Annotated in this window: 15 protein-coding genes; 6 read left to right on the top strand and 9 right to left on the bottom strand. The window is 70.3% G+C overall.

Translation table 11 applies throughout. The features are described 5' to 3' along the window. Positions 1-43: 43 nt before the first annotated feature. Genes IU476_RS17600 through IU476_RS17575 form a run of 6 tightly spaced genes read right to left on the bottom strand, consistent with a single transcriptional unit; the run spans position 44 to position 5,924 of the window. Entirely contained in the window at positions 44-1,114 is a 1,071-nt protein-coding gene (locus IU476_RS17600) for a prenyltransferase (protein ID WP_195101445.1), read from the bottom strand. Next, complete coding sequence (locus IU476_RS17595; protein ID WP_195101442.1) at positions 1,107-1,832, bottom strand: class I SAM-dependent methyltransferase; 726 nt, start codon at positions 1,830-1,832, stop codon at positions 1,107-1,109. Before IU476_RS17595 ends, IU476_RS17600 begins: the two co-directional genes overlap by 8 nt. Beyond that, positions 1,826-3,100 carry a glycosyltransferase family 4 protein gene (locus IU476_RS17590; protein WP_195101440.1) on the bottom strand — a complete coding sequence of 425 codons (1,275 nt, stop codon included), beginning with the start codon at positions 3,098-3,100 and terminating at the stop codon, positions 1,826-1,828. Before IU476_RS17590 ends, IU476_RS17595 begins: the two co-directional genes overlap by 7 nt. A 50-nt stretch (positions 3,101-3,150) precedes the next feature. Next, a complete protein-coding gene (locus IU476_RS17585; protein WP_195101438.1) occupies positions 3,151-4,011 on the bottom strand; it encodes a TIGR03619 family F420-dependent LLM class oxidoreductase in 861 nt (286 codons plus the stop codon). Positions 4,012-4,024: 13 nt separating this feature from the next. After that, positions 4,025-5,521, bottom strand: coding sequence for an FAD-dependent oxidoreductase (locus IU476_RS17580; protein ID WP_195101436.1), 1,497 nt, complete (start codon positions 5,519-5,521; stop codon positions 4,025-4,027). 13 nt (positions 5,522-5,534) lie between these two features. Next, positions 5,535-5,924 (bottom strand): carboxymuconolactone decarboxylase family protein, encoded by a 390-nt coding sequence (locus IU476_RS17575; protein ID WP_195101434.1) that lies wholly within the window; start codon positions 5,922-5,924, stop codon positions 5,535-5,537. Between the two features lie 337 nt (positions 5,925-6,261). Here IU476_RS17575 and IU476_RS17570 point away from each other — a divergent pair, with 337 nt between their 5' ends. From IU476_RS17570 to IU476_RS17555, 4 genes are all read left to right on the top strand, one after another. Beyond that, entirely contained in the window at positions 6,262-7,467 is a 1,206-nt protein-coding gene (locus IU476_RS17570) for a cytochrome P450 (protein WP_195101431.1), read from the top strand. After that, the gene (locus IU476_RS17565; protein WP_195101430.1) at positions 7,464-7,661 is read left to right on the top strand and encodes a ferredoxin; all 198 of its coding nucleotides are present in this window, start codon (positions 7,464-7,466) and stop codon (positions 7,659-7,661) included. Before IU476_RS17570 ends, IU476_RS17565 begins: the two co-directional genes overlap by 4 nt. 103 nt (positions 7,662-7,764) lie before the next feature. Continuing rightward, positions 7,765-8,448: an acetoacetate decarboxylase family protein gene (locus tag IU476_RS17560; protein ID WP_195101429.1), complete on the top strand. Its 684-nt coding sequence runs from the start codon at positions 7,765-7,767 to the stop codon at positions 8,446-8,448. A 19-nt stretch (positions 8,449-8,467) separates the two neighbouring features. Then, positions 8,468-9,235, top strand: coding sequence for an SDR family NAD(P)-dependent oxidoreductase (locus IU476_RS17555; RefSeq protein ID WP_195101428.1), 768 nt, complete (start codon positions 8,468-8,470; stop codon positions 9,233-9,235). Between the two features lie 34 nt (positions 9,236-9,269). Here IU476_RS17555 and IU476_RS17550 read toward each other — a convergent pair whose 3' ends face one another. After that, positions 9,270-10,091, bottom strand: coding sequence for a crotonase/enoyl-CoA hydratase family protein (locus tag IU476_RS17550; RefSeq protein ID WP_195101427.1), 822 nt, complete (start codon positions 10,089-10,091; stop codon positions 9,270-9,272). Positions 10,092-10,226: 135 nt separating this feature from the next. Between IU476_RS17550 and IU476_RS17545 the strand changes: the two genes are divergently transcribed. Beyond that, on the top strand, positions 10,227-11,825 hold the full coding sequence (locus tag IU476_RS17545; RefSeq protein WP_195101426.1) for a succinic semialdehyde dehydrogenase: 1,599 nt from the start codon (positions 10,227-10,229) through the stop codon (positions 11,823-11,825). A 42-nt stretch (positions 11,826-11,867) separates the two neighbouring features. On the opposite strand, the gene IU476_RS17540 is transcribed toward IU476_RS17545, so the two are convergent. After that, positions 11,868-13,265, bottom strand: a complete 1,398-nt coding sequence (locus IU476_RS17540) for a lipase family protein (RefSeq protein WP_438944026.1) — start codon at positions 13,263-13,265, stop codon at positions 11,868-11,870. 163 nt (positions 13,266-13,428) lie between these two features. On the opposite strand from IU476_RS17540, the gene IU476_RS17535 reads away from it, so the two are divergent. Beyond that, on the top strand, positions 13,429-14,061 hold the full coding sequence (locus IU476_RS17535) for a TetR/AcrR family transcriptional regulator (protein WP_195101425.1): 633 nt from the start codon (positions 13,429-13,431) through the stop codon (positions 14,059-14,061). Positions 14,062-14,117: 56 nt separating this feature from the next. Here the strand turns inward: IU476_RS17535 and IU476_RS17530 are convergent, their stop codons facing one another. Beyond that, positions 14,118-16,634: an ATP-binding protein gene (locus IU476_RS17530; RefSeq protein ID WP_195101424.1), complete on the bottom strand. Its 2,517-nt coding sequence runs from the start codon at positions 16,632-16,634 to the stop codon at positions 14,118-14,120. Positions 16,635-16,671: the final 37 nt, after the last annotated feature.

Genomic DNA, 16,671 nt, shown 5'->3' with positions numbered 1-16,671 from the left:
GAGGGCGGCTGGCGGTGAACGCCGAGGACTGTGGTGGATTCGACTACGGCCGCGAGCCCACGCAGTCGCAGGCGCAACCGGTGGTGATGTCGATCGGTGCGGCGAGGTCCCGGAAGATGCCCGAGCCGGGTGTGGCGCGGGAGAGGGCGTCGGCGGCGAGGATCACGGCCGCGCCGGTCCAGGTGGTGCGTTCCTCGGGCCAGCGTTTGCCGTCGGCGAAAACCAGTCCGGTCCAATAGGATCCGTCGTCCTCGCGCAGATGCTGCATGGCGGCCAGCAGGCGCCGGGCGCGGGTGTGGTCGCCGAGGGTGTCCAAGGCCAATGCCAGCTCGCAGGTCTCCGCGCCGGTCACCCAGGGCCGATCCGCGACGCAGCGGATGCCGATGTCCCCGACCACGAAATCGCCCCAGCGCGAGGCGATCCGGTCCGCACCGGCCGCGCCGTCGAACGCGCCGCACAGCACCGGGTAGTACCAGTCCATCGAGTAGCGGTCCTTCTCGGCGAAGGACTCCGGATGGTGGCGCAGGGCGTGCCCGAGGCGCAGCGCCGCCACCTCCCAGTCCGGCTGCGGCTCGCCGAACAGCTCGGCCAAGGCGAGGGCGCAGCGGATGCTGTGGAACATGCTGGCGCAGCCGGTCAGCAGCGCCTCGTCGGCGACACCGCCGGAAGCGTTGCGCAGCCAAGCGATCTCGCCGTTGCGGCCCTGCTGCATGGACGTCACGTACCCGATGGCCGCCCGCACGGCCGGCCACAGCGACGCGGCGAACGCCCGGTCCGCGGTGCAGCAGTAGTAGTGCCAGACCCCGGTGGCCAGGTAGGCGCAGAAGTTGGTGTCGGCGTCCGGGTTCTCGACCACGCCGGCGCGGAACTGCGCGGGCCAGGAGCCGTCGGCCCGCTGCGTGCGCGCCGACCACGCGTAGGCCGCGCGGGCCTCGGTCAGCAGCCCGGCCGCGGTGAGCGCCATCGCGCTCTCGACGTGATCCCACGGGTCGGTGTGCCCGCCCGCGAACCAGGGCAGCGCGCCGTCGGGTTCCTGTTGGGCCGCAATGGATTCGGCGGTCCGCCGACACTGCGCGGCGGTGAGCACGCCGGGCACCGCCGGTAGGTCAGGCACTGCGCACCGCCGGCTTGGTGAAGTACAGCGCCACGCTCTTGCCGATGACCGGATCCAGTGCGGTCTCGGCGAATCGAGTCAACCACGGCCGTTTCATCATGTCCCACACCAGCAGCCGGTGATAGGCCGAGACCACCCGGCTGTCGGTCTTGTCCACGCCCACCAGGCATTTGAGCCACCAGTAAGGGGAGTGCAGCGCGTGGGCGTGCGCGCTGTGGATGAATCGCACACCCTGCCCGGCGATCTTGCCGCGCAGCTCGTCGGCGCGGTAGATGCGCACGTGGCCGCCCTCGTTGGCGTGGTACTCGTCGGAGAGCAGCCAGCAGATCCGCTCGGGTAGCCAGCGCGGCACCGTGACCGCCAGCGCCCCGCCGGGCTTGAGGACCCGCACCAGCTCGGCGATCACCCGGTCGTCCTGCGGGATGTGCTCGAGGATCTCCGAGGCGACGACGACGTCGAACTCCTCGCTGTCGTAAGGCAGGGCGAGCGCGTCGCCCTGCACCGCTTCGGCTTTCGCGTAGGACGGCACCTCGCCGGCCTCGGCCATCGCGCCGAACATGACCTTCACGTCGGCCAGGTCGTTCGCGTTCTGGTCGAAGGCCACCACGTCCGCGCCGCGCCGGTACGCCTCGAACGAGTGCCGTCCCTGACCGCAGCCGACGTCGATGACGCGGGTGCCCGGACCGATACCCAGCCGGTCGAAATCTACGGTCAGCATGTGCCCTCCTCTGGTGCCTGGATTCCCGCGCCGTCCCGCGCCGGTGTGGCGGCCGGATGCCGGCCGATGGCCCGTTCGTACACGGAAACCGTCTGTGCCGCAACGGCTTCCCAGCTGTACACGGTGACCGCGCGGTGCCGTCCGGCGGCGCCCAGCTCACTCAGCCGCCGCCGCGAGTCGAACAGCCGGCCGATCGTGTGGGTCAGCTCGTCGACATTGCCGGGCTCGACCAGCTCGGCGCAGTCGCCCACCACCTCGGGCAGCGCGCCCGCGCGGCTGGCGACCAGCGGCGTGCCGCTGGCCATCGCCTCCACGGCGGGCAGCGAGAAACCCTCGTACATCGAAGGGATGCAGGCGATCTCGGCCGACGCGAGCAGTTCGGCGAGTTCGGTGTCGGACAGTCCCGCGGTGGCGCTGACGATGTCGGACAGGCCGAGTTCGGCGATCAGCTTCTCGGTGGGGCCGTTCGGTTCCAGCTTCGCCACCAGCCGCAGCTCGATGTCGTGGGCGAGCCGCAGCCGCGCGACGGCCTGCAGCAGGTGCCCGATGCCCTTGAGCGGCTTGTCCGCGCTGGCGACCGCGACGATGCGGCCGGGCACCCGGCGCTCGCGCGGCCGGAACAGCTCGGTGTCCACGCCCAGCGGCACCACGTGCAACTGCTCCACCGCCACGCCGAAGTCGTCGACGATGTCGGCGGCCGAGGACGCGGACACCGTGATCAGATCCGGGATCTGCCGGGCCACCCGCCGCTGCATCCCGAGGAACCCGTACCAGCGGCGCACGAACGGTTTGCGCCGCCACGGCGCGGCGGCCAGGTCGAGGGCGCGGTCGCGGGTGATCGGGTGGTGCACGGTCGCCACCAGCGGCAGCCGGGCCGCGATGTCGAGCAGTCCGGAGCCGAGGCACTGATTGTCGTGCACCACATCGAAATCGGCGGCCCGCGCGCGCAGCAGCCGCGCCGCGCGCAGGCTGAACGTGCGCGGCTCCGGGAAACCGGCGGTCCACATGGTGCCCAGCTCCAGCAGGTCGATCCGGTCGCGGATCTCGCCGGGCCGCGGCGTGCGGAAGGGGTCGGGTTCCCGGTACAGATCCAGGCCGGGGACCTCGGTCAGCGTCACGCGCGGGTCGAGGTGCTCCGGGTACGGCTGCCCGGAGAACACCTCGACCCGGTGTCCGAGTTCGGCCAGGCCGCGGCTGAGGTGCCGGACATAGACCCCCTGTCCGCCACAGTGGGTCTTGCTGCGGTAGGACAGCAGGGCTATGCGCACGGTGTCGGCTCACTCTCCGGTGGTCGAAACAGGAAGGGGAAGAAAGTGATTCAGGCGTTCAGGCCGAGCGGGGCGAGTTTCCCGGCCAGGCGGTCCAGGTAGGCGAGCACGTCGGCCTCCGGCTTGTCCGGCAGGCCGTACAGCACGTCGGTGACCCCGGCCGCCGCCCAGTCGGCCAGGCGCGCGGCGTCGGGCTTGCCGTCGAGGGCGACGACGCGGGGCTGCCCGCCGCGCCCGGCGTCCTGCCACACCTTCGACAGCAGCTCGAGGCGGCTCAGCAGCAGGTCGTTCTCGTAGGGCGTGGTGATCCAGCCGTCGGCGGACTGCGCGATCCAGCGGAAACCCTGTTCGGTGCCCGCCGTGCCGATCAGCACCGGGACGTGCTGCTGCGCCGGCTTGGGCCACGCCCAGCTCGGCCCGAACTTCACGAACTGCCCGTCGTAGGCGGCCTCGTCCTCGGTCCACAGCGCGTTCATGGCCTCGAGGTACTCCCGCAGCACCGTGCGCCGCTTGGCGGGCGGCACCCCGTGGTCGGTGAGTTCGTCGGTGTTCCAGCCGAATCCGGCGCCCAGGGTGACCCGCCCGCCGGACAGGTGGTCCAGCGTGGCGATGGTCTTGGCGAGGGTGATCACGTCGTGCTCGACGGGCAGCGCGACGGCGGTGGACAGCTCGATGCGCTCGGTCACCGCGGCCGCCGTGGCCAGCGCCACCCACGGGTCGAGGGTGCGGGTGTAGCGATCGTCCGGCAGGCTGGCATCGCCGGTCGTCGGGTGTGCCGCTTCGCGTTTCACCGGGATGTGGGTGTGCTCGGGCACGAAGAACGACGCGAAGCCGCGGTCCTCGACGGCCTTCGCGGCCGCGGCGGGGGTGATGCCGCGGTCGCTGGTGAACAAGACGATGCCGAATCGCATGCCGGTGATCCTTTCAGTTCGCCGCAGGGGAGTGCGGGGCTTCGCCGGTGGCTGCGGCCTGTCCCGCGCGGCGGCCGTAGAAGCTGCCGTCGCCGAGGGACGCGCCACTGGCGTAGCCGCCGGCGCAGATGCCGGAGGTGCAGCGGCCCGCGGCGTACAGTCCGGCGATCGGTTCGCCGGAGACGTGCAGTACTCGGGAGTCGAGGTCGGTGCGCAGGCCGCCGAGGGTGAATCCGGCGGTCATGCCGCGCAGGTCGTAACCCGCCAGCGGAGTGCCGATCGCCTTCACCCACTCCGGCTTCTTGCCCAGCAGCGGGTCGACGCTGTCCTCGGCGTGCCGGTTGTAGACCTCGACCGTGGTCTGCAGAGCGCCCGTGGGCAGGCCCATCTCGGCCTCGAGTTCCTCGATCGACTCCGCCACCCAGGTCGGGGGCTGGCGGAAGAACGGCGTGGAGGTCTCGGTCGCGTCGGCCGCCTCGAGCGCCTGTTCGTCGAGGATCAGGTAGGCCTGGTTCTCCTGCTGCAACAGCGTCGCCTGGCCGATGCGGCCCGGGTAGGTGTCCTCGGCGATGTAGCGCTGGCCGCGGCCGTTGACGAGGATGCCGCGCGCCATCCGCTGCGGGTCGCCGAAGAAGGCGACCTCGGTGGCGTCCATGTGCGCGAGGTCCGCGCCGAGCGCCTGGGCGAGACGGATGCCGATGCCGTCGTGCTCCTCGATGGCGGCGCCGGGCCGCCCGATCAGCCGCGGGGCATAGCCCTCGATCATCTGCTGCTGGTAGGCGAAGCTGCCGGTGGCCAGCACCACGCCGCGCCGGGCCCGCACGGTCAGCTGCTTGCCGTAGCGCTTGGCGACGAGGCCGACCACCCGATCGTCGTCGTCGACCACCAGCCGCTGGATGCGCAGGTCGTATTCGGCTCGCACACCGAGGGATTCGGCCGTGTCGGTGAGCGGCTTCATCAGCATGTAGCCGCCGCCCTTCGCGCCGGTGCGCTTGTTCGCCATCTGTGGCACGTGCCCGCGCGGCGCGGGCGGGACCAGATCGAGGAAGGGCGCGGCGTTCTCGCCGCCGGAGTACATCAGGCCCTCGTCGTGCGGCGGCTCCCAGCCGGGCTCGCCCCAGAACTCCTTCTTGAACGGCACGCCCTGGGCCACCAGCCACTCGTAGTGCGCCACGCTGCCCTGGCAGTAGTCGTGGATCTTGGCCTTGTTCACGCCCGGGCCGAGCGCGGCCACCAGGAACTTCTCCATGTTCTCGGGAGTGTCGTCGAAGCCGAGCGCGCGTTGCAGCGGCGTCCCGCCGCCGAGGTAGATGAAACCGCCGGCCTGCGCGGCCGCGCCGCCCCAGCCGCCGGTGCGCTCGAGCACCAGCACCTCCGCGCCCGCGCGCGCGGCCTCGATGGCGGCGGCGGCGCCCGCGACACCGTAGCCGGCGATCACCACGTCGGCCTCGAGGTCCCACTCGGTGATCGCGGCGGCGCGCGCCGGGCGCAGGCTTGGTGTCTCGGTCATCGTGTGGTCTTCCTCACTTCTCGGACTTCTGGTGCTGTGCGACGACCTTGCCCACGACGCCGTCCAGCGCGGTGCCCGACGGCCAGCCCACGTAGTGGCAGAGGAACAGCGCGATCTCGCGCAGCTGGTCGGCGGTGAGTTCCTCGTTGCGCAGGGCGGCGCCGATCTGGATCTCCGCGACGTCGAACAGGCCCTGCGCGGTGAGCGCGCCGAGCAGCAGCAGCCGCCGGTCGCGCACGGACAGTTCCGGCCGCGACCAGATGTCGGCGAACAGGTGGTCGGCGGTCACGGCGAAGTGCTCGCCGGGACCGTCGGCGAACTCCCAGCCGTAGACCTCGGACATCTTCCGCAGGCCGCGCCGACGGCGTTCGGCCGCCGATTCGCCGGTGGGTTCGGTGCTCATCGTTCTCCTCAGCAAGGTCGCCGGCCGCTGTGCCACACCTGTTTGCCCCCGCGCGCGGGCAGCGGGCCGCCGGTGGTGACGAGCTTGCTCATCCGGTTGCTCCCCGCTGTCTGGACACGTGTACGGACTATAGGTTCGTGGCACGGTCCGCCGCAAGAACCTGTTTCAATTATGGCCTCGCTCCGAACCGTACCGCCGACTCGGCGGCGAGGCTGCGTCGTTGTCGGTCCGCGCCGGTGATGGTACCGTCCAGACACATGTCCAGCTATGTGTCTCTCGCGGCGGCCCGCACCCGCCGCGCGCGGTCGAACTCGTTCTCGAAGGTGGGGTGGTGGCGATGACCGCGGCGCATCTGGAACCGCTCACATTCGATCCCTACGACTACGCCCTGCACGAGGATCCGTACCCGGTCTACCGGCGACTGCGGGCCGAGGCTCCGCTGTATCACAATGCGACACTGGGCTTCTGGGCCTTGTCGCGGCACGCCGACGTGGGTGCCGGGTTCCGCAACAGCACGCAGCTGTCGAGCGCCAACGGGGTCTCGCTGGATCCGGCGGCCTGGGGTCCGCACGCCCACAAGACGATGTCGTTCCTGGCGATGGACGACCCCCGGCACCTGCGCATGCGCCAGCTGGTCTTCAAGGGCTTCACGCCGCGCCGGGTCACCGGCATGGCCGACAGCATCCGGGCGCTCACCCGGCAGCATCTCGAGCCCGCGCTGGAACGCGAAAGTTTCGACTGGATCGAGGATTTCGCCGGCAAGCTGCCGATGGACGTCATCTCCGACATGATGGGCGTCCCCGCGCCGGACCGCGCCGAGATCCGCCGGTTGGCGGACCTGGTGATGCACCGCGAGGACGGCGTGCTCGACGTGCCGGTGCCCGCGATGGAGGCCTCGCTGGAACTGGTCGGCTACTACGCCGACATGCTCGCCCAGCGGCGCCGGTCCCGCACCGACGACCTGACCTCCGCGCTGCTGGACGCCGAACTCGACGGCGACAAGCTCACCGACGAGGAGATCATCGGGTTCATGTTCCTGATGGTGGTGGCCGGCAACGAGACCACCACCAAGCTGCTCGGCAACGCGTTGTATTGGGCCGCAATCGATCCCGCACAGTACGCGAAGGTCGCGGGCAACACCGAACTGGTCGGCGACTGGGTGGAGGAGACGCTGCGCTACGACACCTCCAGTCAGATCCTGGCCCGCACCGCCACGGCGGATCTGGACCTGCACGGCGGCACCATCCCCGCCGGGGACAAGGTGTTGCTGCTGGTCGGCTCGGCGAACCGGGACGACGAGGTGTTCGCCGACCCCGACACCTACGACATCGAGCGGGGCGACAAGGGCGGGCTGCTCAGCTTCGGGCGCGGCGTGCACTTCTGCCTCGGCGCGCACCTCGCCCGGCTGGAGGCGGGAATCGCGCTGGGGGAGTTCGCGAATCGAGTGCGCGCGTACGGCATCGACGAAACCGGCATCCAGCGCGTGCATTCCACCAACGTGCGCGGCTTCGCGCACCTCCCGGTGACCGTGGAGCGACGATGACGCGCATCGAGTTCGATCCGGATCTGTGCCAGGGCCATGCCGTCTGCCAGGACGAGGCGCCCGAGGTGTTCCGCGTCCCGAAACACGGCACGGTGGAGTTGCTGACCACCGATCCGGGCGCGGACCCGGAGGGCGTCCGCGCCGCCGTGCGCTACTGCCCGACCCAGGCGCTCTCGATCGTCGACGAGTCGTAGCCGCCGCGCGGCTCCCGCCCAGTGAGACGGATCGGCCGAATCCGGCCCGCCGAATGCGCGACCGAGGCACGGTAGAACGTGTTCTAATCGGAAGGTGGCGCAGGTGCACTCGATACTCGGCGAGCAGATCCGGGTCCCCGTCGAGGTCCGGCAGGCGGAGGCGTCCTCCAGCCTGTTCCCGGTCGACTCGGCGGTCGCGCGGAGCGTGCTGGCGGGCACGGGCCTGGAACCGGTCCGGGTCGCGGGCCGGGCGCTGTGCGCACTGGCCTTCGTCCGGCATCTGGACACCGACCTCGGTCCCTACCACGAATTCGCGTACGCGCTGCTCGCCCGCTTGCCCGGTCGCCGCGGCAGCACCGGGGCCTACATTCGCTGGCTGCCGGTGAACCAGACCTTCACCTGCGCCGTCGGCCGCGAACTCTGGGGATTCCCGAAGGAGATCGCCGACATCCGGATCGAGCGCCGGGGCCGCGGCAGGCGCTGCGAGGTGCGGCTCGACGACCGACTCGTGCTCGCGCTCGACACCGCCGGGGGCGTGCCCGCACCCGCGAACCTGGGCGGCGCCGCGATGCGGACCTATACCTACCGCGACGGCGTGCTGCGCGGCACACCCTGGCTGATGGAACCGGCGCGGGTTCGAATGCGGCTGGGCGGCAGCCGAATCGAGCTGGGCGACCATCCGATCGCGAACGAACTGCGTGCCCTCGGCCTCCCCGCCCGCGCGCTGTTCACCAGCCACATCGGCGCGCTGCGCATGGCGTTCGAGGACGCCACGGAGATCCGATGACCACCCACCGGGAGACACGATGAACAAGACGGCACTGGTGACTGGGGCCGCCAGCGGCATGGGCCGCATGGTCGCCCAGCGCCTGGCGGCGGCCGGCTACCGCGTCGCGGCGGTCGACCTCGACGAGTCCGGGCTCGCCGACACCGCCCGGCGCTCCCCGAACACCACCACCTACACCTGCGACGTCTCCGACACCGAGGCGGTCGCGGCGCTGGTGAAAACGGTGCGCGCCGACCTCGGGCCGATCGACCACCTGGTGCACGCCGCCGCGTTGTGCCGGGTGGGATCCACACTGTCGCAGGATGTTTCGGAGATCCGCCGGGTGATGGACGTCAACTACGTCGGCACCGTGAACATCTGCCAGGCCGTGATCCCCGGCATGCGCGACGCCGGGGCGGGGACCGTCGTGCTGTTCGCGTCGGTCGCGGGCTGGCTGCCCTCGCCCGGACTGGCGGCCTACTCCGCCTCGAAGTTCGCGGTGGTCTGCTACGCCGAGGCGCTGTCGCTGGAGCTGGCGGGGACGGGCGTGCGGCTGATCGCGATCTGCCCGCCGCACGTGGAAACGCCGTTCCTGGACGGGATTCGGGCCGTCGACCCCGGCATCCTGGGCGGGAGCCGCGGCGTCGCGCCGGAGAAGATCGTGGACGCGCTGGAGAAGGCGGTCGCGAATCCGAAGGCCCCGCTGTTCGTCTTCCCGGGCCCGGCGCGGCCGCTGGTGCTGGCCCGCCGCTTCGCGCCGAATCTGCTGCGCAAGCAGATCGCTCGTATGGTCAAACCGGACCTGTAGGCGGGCCGCGATGCCGGGCGGCCCGCCGCGCGCCTCAGCGGCCCTTGAACTCCGGCTTGCGCTTCTCGGCGAACGCCCGCGGGCCCTCCTTGGCGTCCTCGCTGCGGAACACCGCCAGGCCGAGCTTGGCGTCGATCTTGAAGGCGTCCTCCTCGTGCAGGCCCTCGGTGTCGCGCATGGTCTTCAGGATGGCCTGTACCGCCAGCGGGCCGTTGGCGTTGATGAGCTCGGCGATCTCCAGGGCCTTGTCCAGCGCGGTGCCGTCGGGGACGACATGGCCGATCAGGCCGATCTCCTTGGCCTCGGCGGCTTTCAGGTGGCGGCCGGTCAGCAGGATCTCGGCGGCGACGGTGTAGGGGATCTGCCGGGGCAGCCGGACCGCGGAGCCGCCCATCGGGAACAGGCTCCAGCGAGCCTCGGAGACACCGAATTTCGCGCTCTCGCCGGCGACGCGGATGTCGGTGCCCTGCAGGATCTCCGTGCCGCCGGCGATGGCCGCGCCCTCGACCGCGGCGATCAGCGGCTTTGTGAGGCGGCGGCCCTTGAGCAGGCCGGGCAGGTAGCTGGGGTCGAACTTGCCGCCCTCGCTCATGTTGTCGCCGGGGCTCTGCTTGGTCATCGCCTTCAGATCCGCGCCCGCGCAGAAAGCGCCGCCCGCGCCGGTGAGCACGCAGGAGCGGATCTCCGGGTCGTTGTCGACGGTGTCCCAGGCCTGCGCCATCAACTCCAGCATCTCGCCGGAGAGGGCATTGCGGACCTTGGGGCGGTTCATGGTGACGATGAGCGTGTGGCCGCGGCGCTCGATCAGCGCGTGCGGTTCTGTATTGCTACTTGTTTCAGTGGCTGCCGTCGTCATCGCCGACCCTCTTTCCTCCGGGCATTACCTGCGTATTGCGGTCGAAGTTACCCCGCGCCGTTGTCCATGACAATAACGTGTTCTAGTTTGGAGCCTGGTGACCGCCGTCACGCGACGGCAAGTTAGGGAGATTCGATGGAGACAACCACGCACAGCGGCGCGTCCACGCTGCCGCCGCGGATCACCTCGACGCTCATCGACCGGTTGACCGCGAGGGTGACCGCGGGCACCGCCGGCGACAAGCGCGAACCGTACGAGATGATCGAGGTCTACACCGGGGCCGTGGTGGGGGAGCTGCCGCAGTCCGCGCCCGCGGACGTGACCGCCGCGGCCGCGAATGCCCGTGCCGCGCAGCGTGATTGGGCGCGATTGCCGGTGTCGAAGCGGCTGGCCGTGTTCGAGCGGGCGCACGAGCTGATCCTGTCCGAGCTGGAGACCATCGCCGACCTGATCCAGATCGGCTGCGGGAAGACCCGGCGGATGGCGATCGAGGAGTCGTGCGATCCGCCCATGGTGATCAGCCACTACCTCAAGACGGCCGAGCGGACCCTGAAACCGACCCGGCGCGGCGGCGCGATGCCGATCATCACCACCTCCACCGAGCAGCACCGGCCCAAGGGCGTCGTCGCGGTCATCGCCCCGTGGAATTTCCCGTTCGCCATCTCGATGTCGGATTCGGTGCCCGCCCTGATCGCCGGCAACGGCGTGGTGCTGAAGCCGGACAACAAGACCGCGCTGTGCACGCTGTACGGGGTCGAGCTGCTGGAGCGGGCCGGGCTGCCGAAAGGCCTGGTGCAGGTGGTCTGCGGCAGCGGGCCGGACGTGGGCCCGACGCTGATCGAGAACTCCGACTACGTCATGTTCACCGGCTCCACGGCCACCGGGCGCACCATCGGCGAGCTGGCCGGACGGCACCTGATCGGTTGCAGCCTGGAGCTGGGCGGCAAGAATCCGATGCTCGTGCTCGACGACGCCGACCTCGACGAGGTGATCCCCAGCGCCGTGTTCGCCGTGTACGGCAATTCGGGGCAGGCGTGCATGCACATCGAACGGATCTATGTCCACGATCGGCTGTACGACGAGTTCGTGCGCCGATTCGTCGCCGCCACCGAGGAATTGGGCGCCAAGGCGGGCGCGGCCTACGACTACGAGCCCGAATTCGGTTCGCTGGTGTCGGTGGACCACATGGAACGGGTGGCCGCGCACGTGGAGGACGCCCGCGCCAAGGGTGCCACCGTGCTGACCGGCGGCAAGCGGCGCCCGGATCTCGGCCCGGCGTTCTACGAGCCGACGGTGCTCACCGGCGTCACCTCCGAGATGGCGCACGCCACCCTGGAGACCTTCGGCCCGGTCGTCACGGTGTACCGCTGCACCGACGAGCAGGAGGCGATCCGGCAGGCCAACGCCACCACCTACGGTCTCAACGCGAGCGTGTGGAGCCGGAACCTGGCCCGCGCCAGACGGATTGCCGATCTGCTGGAGGCCGGCAACATCAATATCAACGACGGCTTCGTCGCCACCTATTCGGCGAAGGGCACGCCGTCGGGCGGGGTGAAGCAGTCGGGTGTCGGCACGCGGCACGGCGAGGCGGGATTGCTGAAGTACACCGACACGATCAATATCGGTGTGCAGAAGAAGCAGGTGCTCGCGGCCCGGGCGGCCATGCCGTACGCCAAGCAGTTGAAGACCACGAAGCTGACGTTGCGGCTGATGCGGCGGTTGCGAATTCGCTGAACCGGTTGCGGCCCGGACACTTTCGGGTCCGGGCCGCCGCGGTTACTTCACGCCGATCGGCTTGCCGAAGAACGACGCGAACGTCTCGCCGAACGTGGTGGCCAGCAGCTGCGCGCCCTCGGGGTCCAAGGCCAGCCAGCCCGCCTCGGCGGTGTGGCAGCCGGACGTGGCGGGGAGGCCGTCGAGCCGGTCCTTCATCCACAGCAGCGCCGGTGCGGCACCGGAGATTTCGGTGGCCACGTGCTCGGCGAGGTGCTCGCGGGTGTACTGCACATCGGCGTCGGGATTGCGGCAGTAGGTGTCCACCAGTGTGTTCACCTGGCCGACGGGGATGATCTCGTCGGGGTTGCCCTGCCAGATGTACATCGGCATGTCGGGCACGGCCTGGCCCATGCGGGTCCGGTCGATCACGTCCCGCACCGCGGGTTCCTGCATCGGGTCGCCCGGAACCCGCAGCATACCTTTGAGATTCAGGAACGGGAACGACGAGATGTACTGCACGCACAGCCCGCTCTGAATCGTCTTGACGGTCCGGCCGACCAGGTCCATCCGCTCGTCGAGGAACTTCGCGAAATCCGGGTACTCCCGCGAAAGACCTTGCACCGCACCGAGAACCAGGCCCGCGGTGGCCTGGCCGTTGGCCACGTCGAGCACCACGCCCAGGTCCGCCGGAACCCCGCCCTCGGCGGCTCCGACGATATTCAGTTCCGGTGCGTAGGACTGCTTCAGCTCGGCGGCATGGCCCGTGGCGATCGCGCCGCCGGAGTAGCCGTACAGGCCGATGCGGGCGTCGGGGGTGATGCGCATGGGCTCGAAATCGCGGGCGGCGCGAATGCCGTCCAGGGTGATCCGGCCCGCCAGCGGTCCGGCCGCGTAGGCCTGGTTCGGACCTTGGTGATCCGGGATCACCACACTCCAGCCCTGCTGGATCGCGCCCTGCGCGATGACGAACTCCGCGGGCGCGGTGATCTGGCCGACGAACGGCGCCACCGACCACTGCTGCACGGCGTAGGACGGCGAACAGTACTGCCCCAGGGAGTCCGCGGCGATCTGCACCGACAGCACCTTGTCGGGTGCGGAACCGCGCGGTTTCAATACCGTCGTCACCGCGGCGATCGGCGCGTCGCGACTGTCGTTGGACCGATACGACAGCTGCCAGGCGTCGACATTGACCGGAATCAGGCCGAAATTCGCCACGTTGACCTGCCGGGCGGCGATGACCTCGCCCGGCGCCTTGGCCGCGACCACCTCGGCGGGCGGGTGATAGAAACCCGGATCCAGCTCGGGCGGCAGGGGAATCGGCGCGGCCGGCGCGACCGGCGCTGCGGGGGCGGGTGGGGGATCGGCGGTCGCGGCGGCGATCGGCGGCGTCGCGAGCGCCACCGTCGTGGCCGCCAGCGCCGCCCACCGGCGGGCGCGGCCCGCTCTCGGCTCGGTCAATTCGACTCCTTCGTCTATGTGAGACCGTATAGGTTCACATAGGCTGGAACTATGGCACAGCTGTGATCGCCGTCGCAAGACTTTCGCCGGAGTGCCGCGCGTCTCCGGACCGCCGCGAATTCGCGCTGCTCGCCGTGTCACCCGGCCGCGCTACCGTGGTGCGGTGACAATCGTGGAGCGGCAGTACGGCGGGCGCGCGGTCGCCGATCGCAAAGCCGAACGGCGCGAACGATTTCTGCGCGCCGCGACCCGGCTGTTCGCCGAGCGCGGCTACGCGGGCTGCTCGCTCGCCGACGTGTGTGCGGGCGCGGGCCTGTCCAAGCGGCAGTTCTACGAAGAGTTCGAGACGCGCGAGGACGTGCTCGCCGCGGCCTACGACCGCATCCAGGACGAGGCCGCCGCGGCGGTCACCCGGGCATTGGCCGCGGCCGGCGCGGAGACCGATGCCCGCGCGGCCCTCACCGTCGTGCTCACCGCCTACCTCGAGTCCATCGACTCCGACCCGTATCGCGCGAAGGTCGCCTTCATCGAGGTGGTCGGCGTGAGCGAGCGCATGGAGCGGCACCGCCGCGCCCGCCGCCACGTCTGGGCCCAACTGGTCGAACTCGCCGTCGCCCCCGTCGCCGGCCCGAACGCCCGGATACGCGGCTCCCGAGCCTTGGCCGCCAGCACCCTCATCGGCGCGGTCAACGGCCTCGCCCATGAATGGCTCCTCATGGACCCCCGCCCACCCGTCTCCGACCTCACCGACCTCCTCGTCCCCGTCGCCGTCGCACTGATCGAAACGGGCGACTGAGCAGGCGGAAGCTATTGCCCGGGAAGCGTTTCAGTCGATCTGCCGCTGCTATTCGCCTAGGCGTCCGTGTCGATTATTCGGCGGTATTCGGGCGGAAGCGCCGAGCGTATCTCCGTGCGGGATCCGATTGTCAGCTTGTTCAGAATGTTCGCGATCTGGGTTTCGACGGTGCGGCGGGAGCTGCCCCGCTGCCGGGCTATGGCCGTGTTGGTCCAGCCCGCCGCGGCCAGGGCGGCGACGTCGATTTCGGCGGCGGACAGCCGTTGCCACGACGAGGCCTTGTCGCGGCGGTGCGGATCGGCCGGGGGTGACCAATCCGGTGCCGAGACGGCGAGGATCCACTCGCACAGTTCGGGCAGTGCCGGTCGGAGTCCGGTGCCGTCGCCGCGGGCCGCGTCGAACAGTCGCCGGCCGAGGGCGGTGCGGACGGCCTCGTCGGCGCGGGCCGTCTCGGACGCGAACGGGCGCAGGGTCGTGATATCTGTTCCGAGTCGCTCGCGCACTGCCGCCAACCCGCCGAGCAAACGCGCTACCTCGGGCGCGCGTCGTGTCGGCTCGCGTCTTCCGGTTCTCGCGCCGACCGTCTCGTGGGCCAGCGCCCACACGCACACGTGCGCGGCCCACAGTGCGCCCCAGGTATCCCGCGTATCGAGCATTCTCCGCAGTGATTCACGCCCGACAGCCAAGGCGGAGCGCGGATTTCCGTATCTGATCCGGGCGATCGCGGAGGCCGTTTCCGCCCACGCCCGCACGCCGTTGTCGCCCGCACGTCCGGTGCCCGCCAGGTGGCGCCCGGTGATGTCGAGTGCCTGATCCGGAGGTTTCAGCAGCGCGGCGGCCAGCACGGCGAAACCTTCGGCGACCGCACTGCCGCCACGGTTCTGCGCTCTCGCGAATTTCGCACTCGCCCGGCGGAGCGCATCGACCGCGCCGGAATCCTCGTGTTCGAACATGAGCAAGGCGCCCGTGGCGAATTCGAGCGTCGCCGGTAGTCCGACGTCTCGGTCCGGATGCTCGCGCCAGGCGATGCGATCGGCGGCGGCCACTCGGCTCAGCTCCATTCCGGATTTCACCAGCCGGCGCGCCTCGTCGGGTCGCCCCTCGGAGAGCTTGATCCGCGCGATCAAACCCATCGCGGCGATTTGCAGGTCCACGGGCTTCGGATCCGCGTCACGGGTGGCTGCCAGGGTGCGTTCGGCCCATCGGCAGGCATCGCGCGTCCGGCCGTTGAAGAACGGCACATTGAGCGCGAACAAGCCGGTCGCGATCTCCAGTCCGATCACCGCTCGATCCGGTGCGGCCAGACTGATTTCGAGCACCGAGAGCAGGTTGTCCCATTCGTCTGACGCCCAATCCAGCAGCCGGCGGTCGGGCGTTTCCCGCCAGGCGGATACGGCCTCGGCGACTTTGTCGCGGTAGTAGCGGCAGTATGCGCCGGACAACCGCGTCGGTTCGGCACGGTCCCGTTCGCGAAGTCGTTCCGCGGCGAAGACCCGAAAATTATCGGACAGCCAATAGCGGCGCGCGGCCGTCGACGTGTCGACGGATACCAGGGACCGATCGCTCAGCAGTTCCAGCAGCGGCTCGATCTCGTCCGGGTTCAGGACGGCTCCCGCACTGTCGCTGCCGCCGCAGACGGCTCGTATCGCGGCCGCTGTCACGCCTGCGTGGCACCCGACGTCCGTTTTCGATTCCTCGGCGGAGTTGTTGTCGTATCCCGCGGCGAAGATCGACATCCGCTCGAACAGCAGGCGCTCTTTCTCCCCGCACAATTCGAAAGACCACGCGATGACATCCGCCATGCTGTGATGCCGCGCCTCGACCCCGCCACGCGGACCGCGCGGCCAGCGCAGGCGGCGATCGGTGGCGGTTCCGCTGAGGTCGGCGAGAATCGCGCGCAGCGGCTGGTACCGCACCCTGGCCGCCGCCAATCGGATGTGCAGCGGTTGATTGTTCACCCGCCGGCAGATCGATTCGACGATCGGCACTTGGTCGTCGGCGATGACCGTGTCCGTCAAACTCGCGCGCCGCCGGAAAAGAGTGACGGCTTGCGCCCGCGTCAACGGCGGCACGGGCAGCAACCGTTCACGCGGGTCGCCGAGCGGCTGTCTGCTGGTGGCCAGCACCGTCAATCCCGGAACCGTGTCGAGCAGCCGCGCCACCACGAAACCGGCACCGGCGTGCACGTGCTCGCAATTGTCCACAACCAGCACCGCGCGAACGCTCTCGCCCGCGGAACCCGAGCGCTCGAACGCCGAAACCAGCGCCTGCCTAGACGAACTGCCAGGGATGTCACCGGCGGCTACCGCGCGCATCATCTCGTCGGTGACGGCCGCGGCGTCCGCCGCCGCCGGGAGACGGGACAGCCGAATCCAATGCACCGGCGTGCCGCTGGCCCGCCGATAGCGCCGCGTGGCCTCGGCGGCCAACCGGGTTTTCCCGGCCCCTCCCGGCCCCACCACGGTGATCAAGGGCGCTGCCTCCAGCAGCAGCGCCGCCAACCCGTCCAGCTCCGGCTCGCGGCCGACCAAGGCGTCAGCGTCGCCGGTCGGCCACCCCTCCTCGTGCCGCAAACAGCATTCCTTCTCGATAACGCGCCGGGCCCGCGGT

The sequence above is a fragment of the Nocardia blacklockiae genome (assembly GCF_015477355.1).
GTDB lineage: Bacteria > Actinomycetota > Actinomycetes > Mycobacteriales > Mycobacteriaceae > Nocardia > Nocardia blacklockiae.
This window is presented reverse-complemented; position numbering and strand designations above follow the sequence as displayed.

Excerpts from the sequence above, each read along its gene's own strand:
- IU476_RS17595 (WP_195101442.1), bottom strand. The coding sequence starts at position 1,832 with ATGCTGACCGTAGATTTCGACCGGCTGGGTATCGGTCCGGGCACCCGC.
- IU476_RS17585 (WP_195101438.1), bottom strand. The coding sequence starts at position 4,011 with ATGCGATTCGGCATCGTCTTGTTCACCAGCGACCGCGGCATCACCCCC.
- IU476_RS17580 (WP_195101436.1), bottom strand. The coding sequence starts at position 5,521 with ATGACCGAGACACCAAGCCTGCGCCCGGCGCGCGCCGCCGCGATCACC.
- IU476_RS17575 (WP_195101434.1), bottom strand. The coding sequence starts at position 5,924 with ATGAGCACCGAACCCACCGGCGAATCGGCGGCCGAACGCCGTCGGCGC.
- IU476_RS17570 (WP_195101431.1), top strand. The coding sequence starts at position 6,262 with ATGACCGCGGCGCATCTGGAACCGCTCACATTCGATCCCTACGACTAC.
- IU476_RS17565 (WP_195101430.1), top strand. The coding sequence starts at position 7,464 with ATGACGCGCATCGAGTTCGATCCGGATCTGTGCCAGGGCCATGCCGTC.
- IU476_RS17555 (WP_195101428.1), top strand. The coding sequence starts at position 8,468 with ATGAACAAGACGGCACTGGTGACTGGGGCCGCCAGCGGCATGGGCCGC.
- IU476_RS17550 (WP_195101427.1), bottom strand. The coding sequence starts at position 10,091 with ATGACGACGGCAGCCACTGAAACAAGTAGCAATACAGAACCGCACGCG.
- IU476_RS17545 (WP_195101426.1), top strand. The coding sequence starts at position 10,227 with ATGGAGACAACCACGCACAGCGGCGCGTCCACGCTGCCGCCGCGGATC.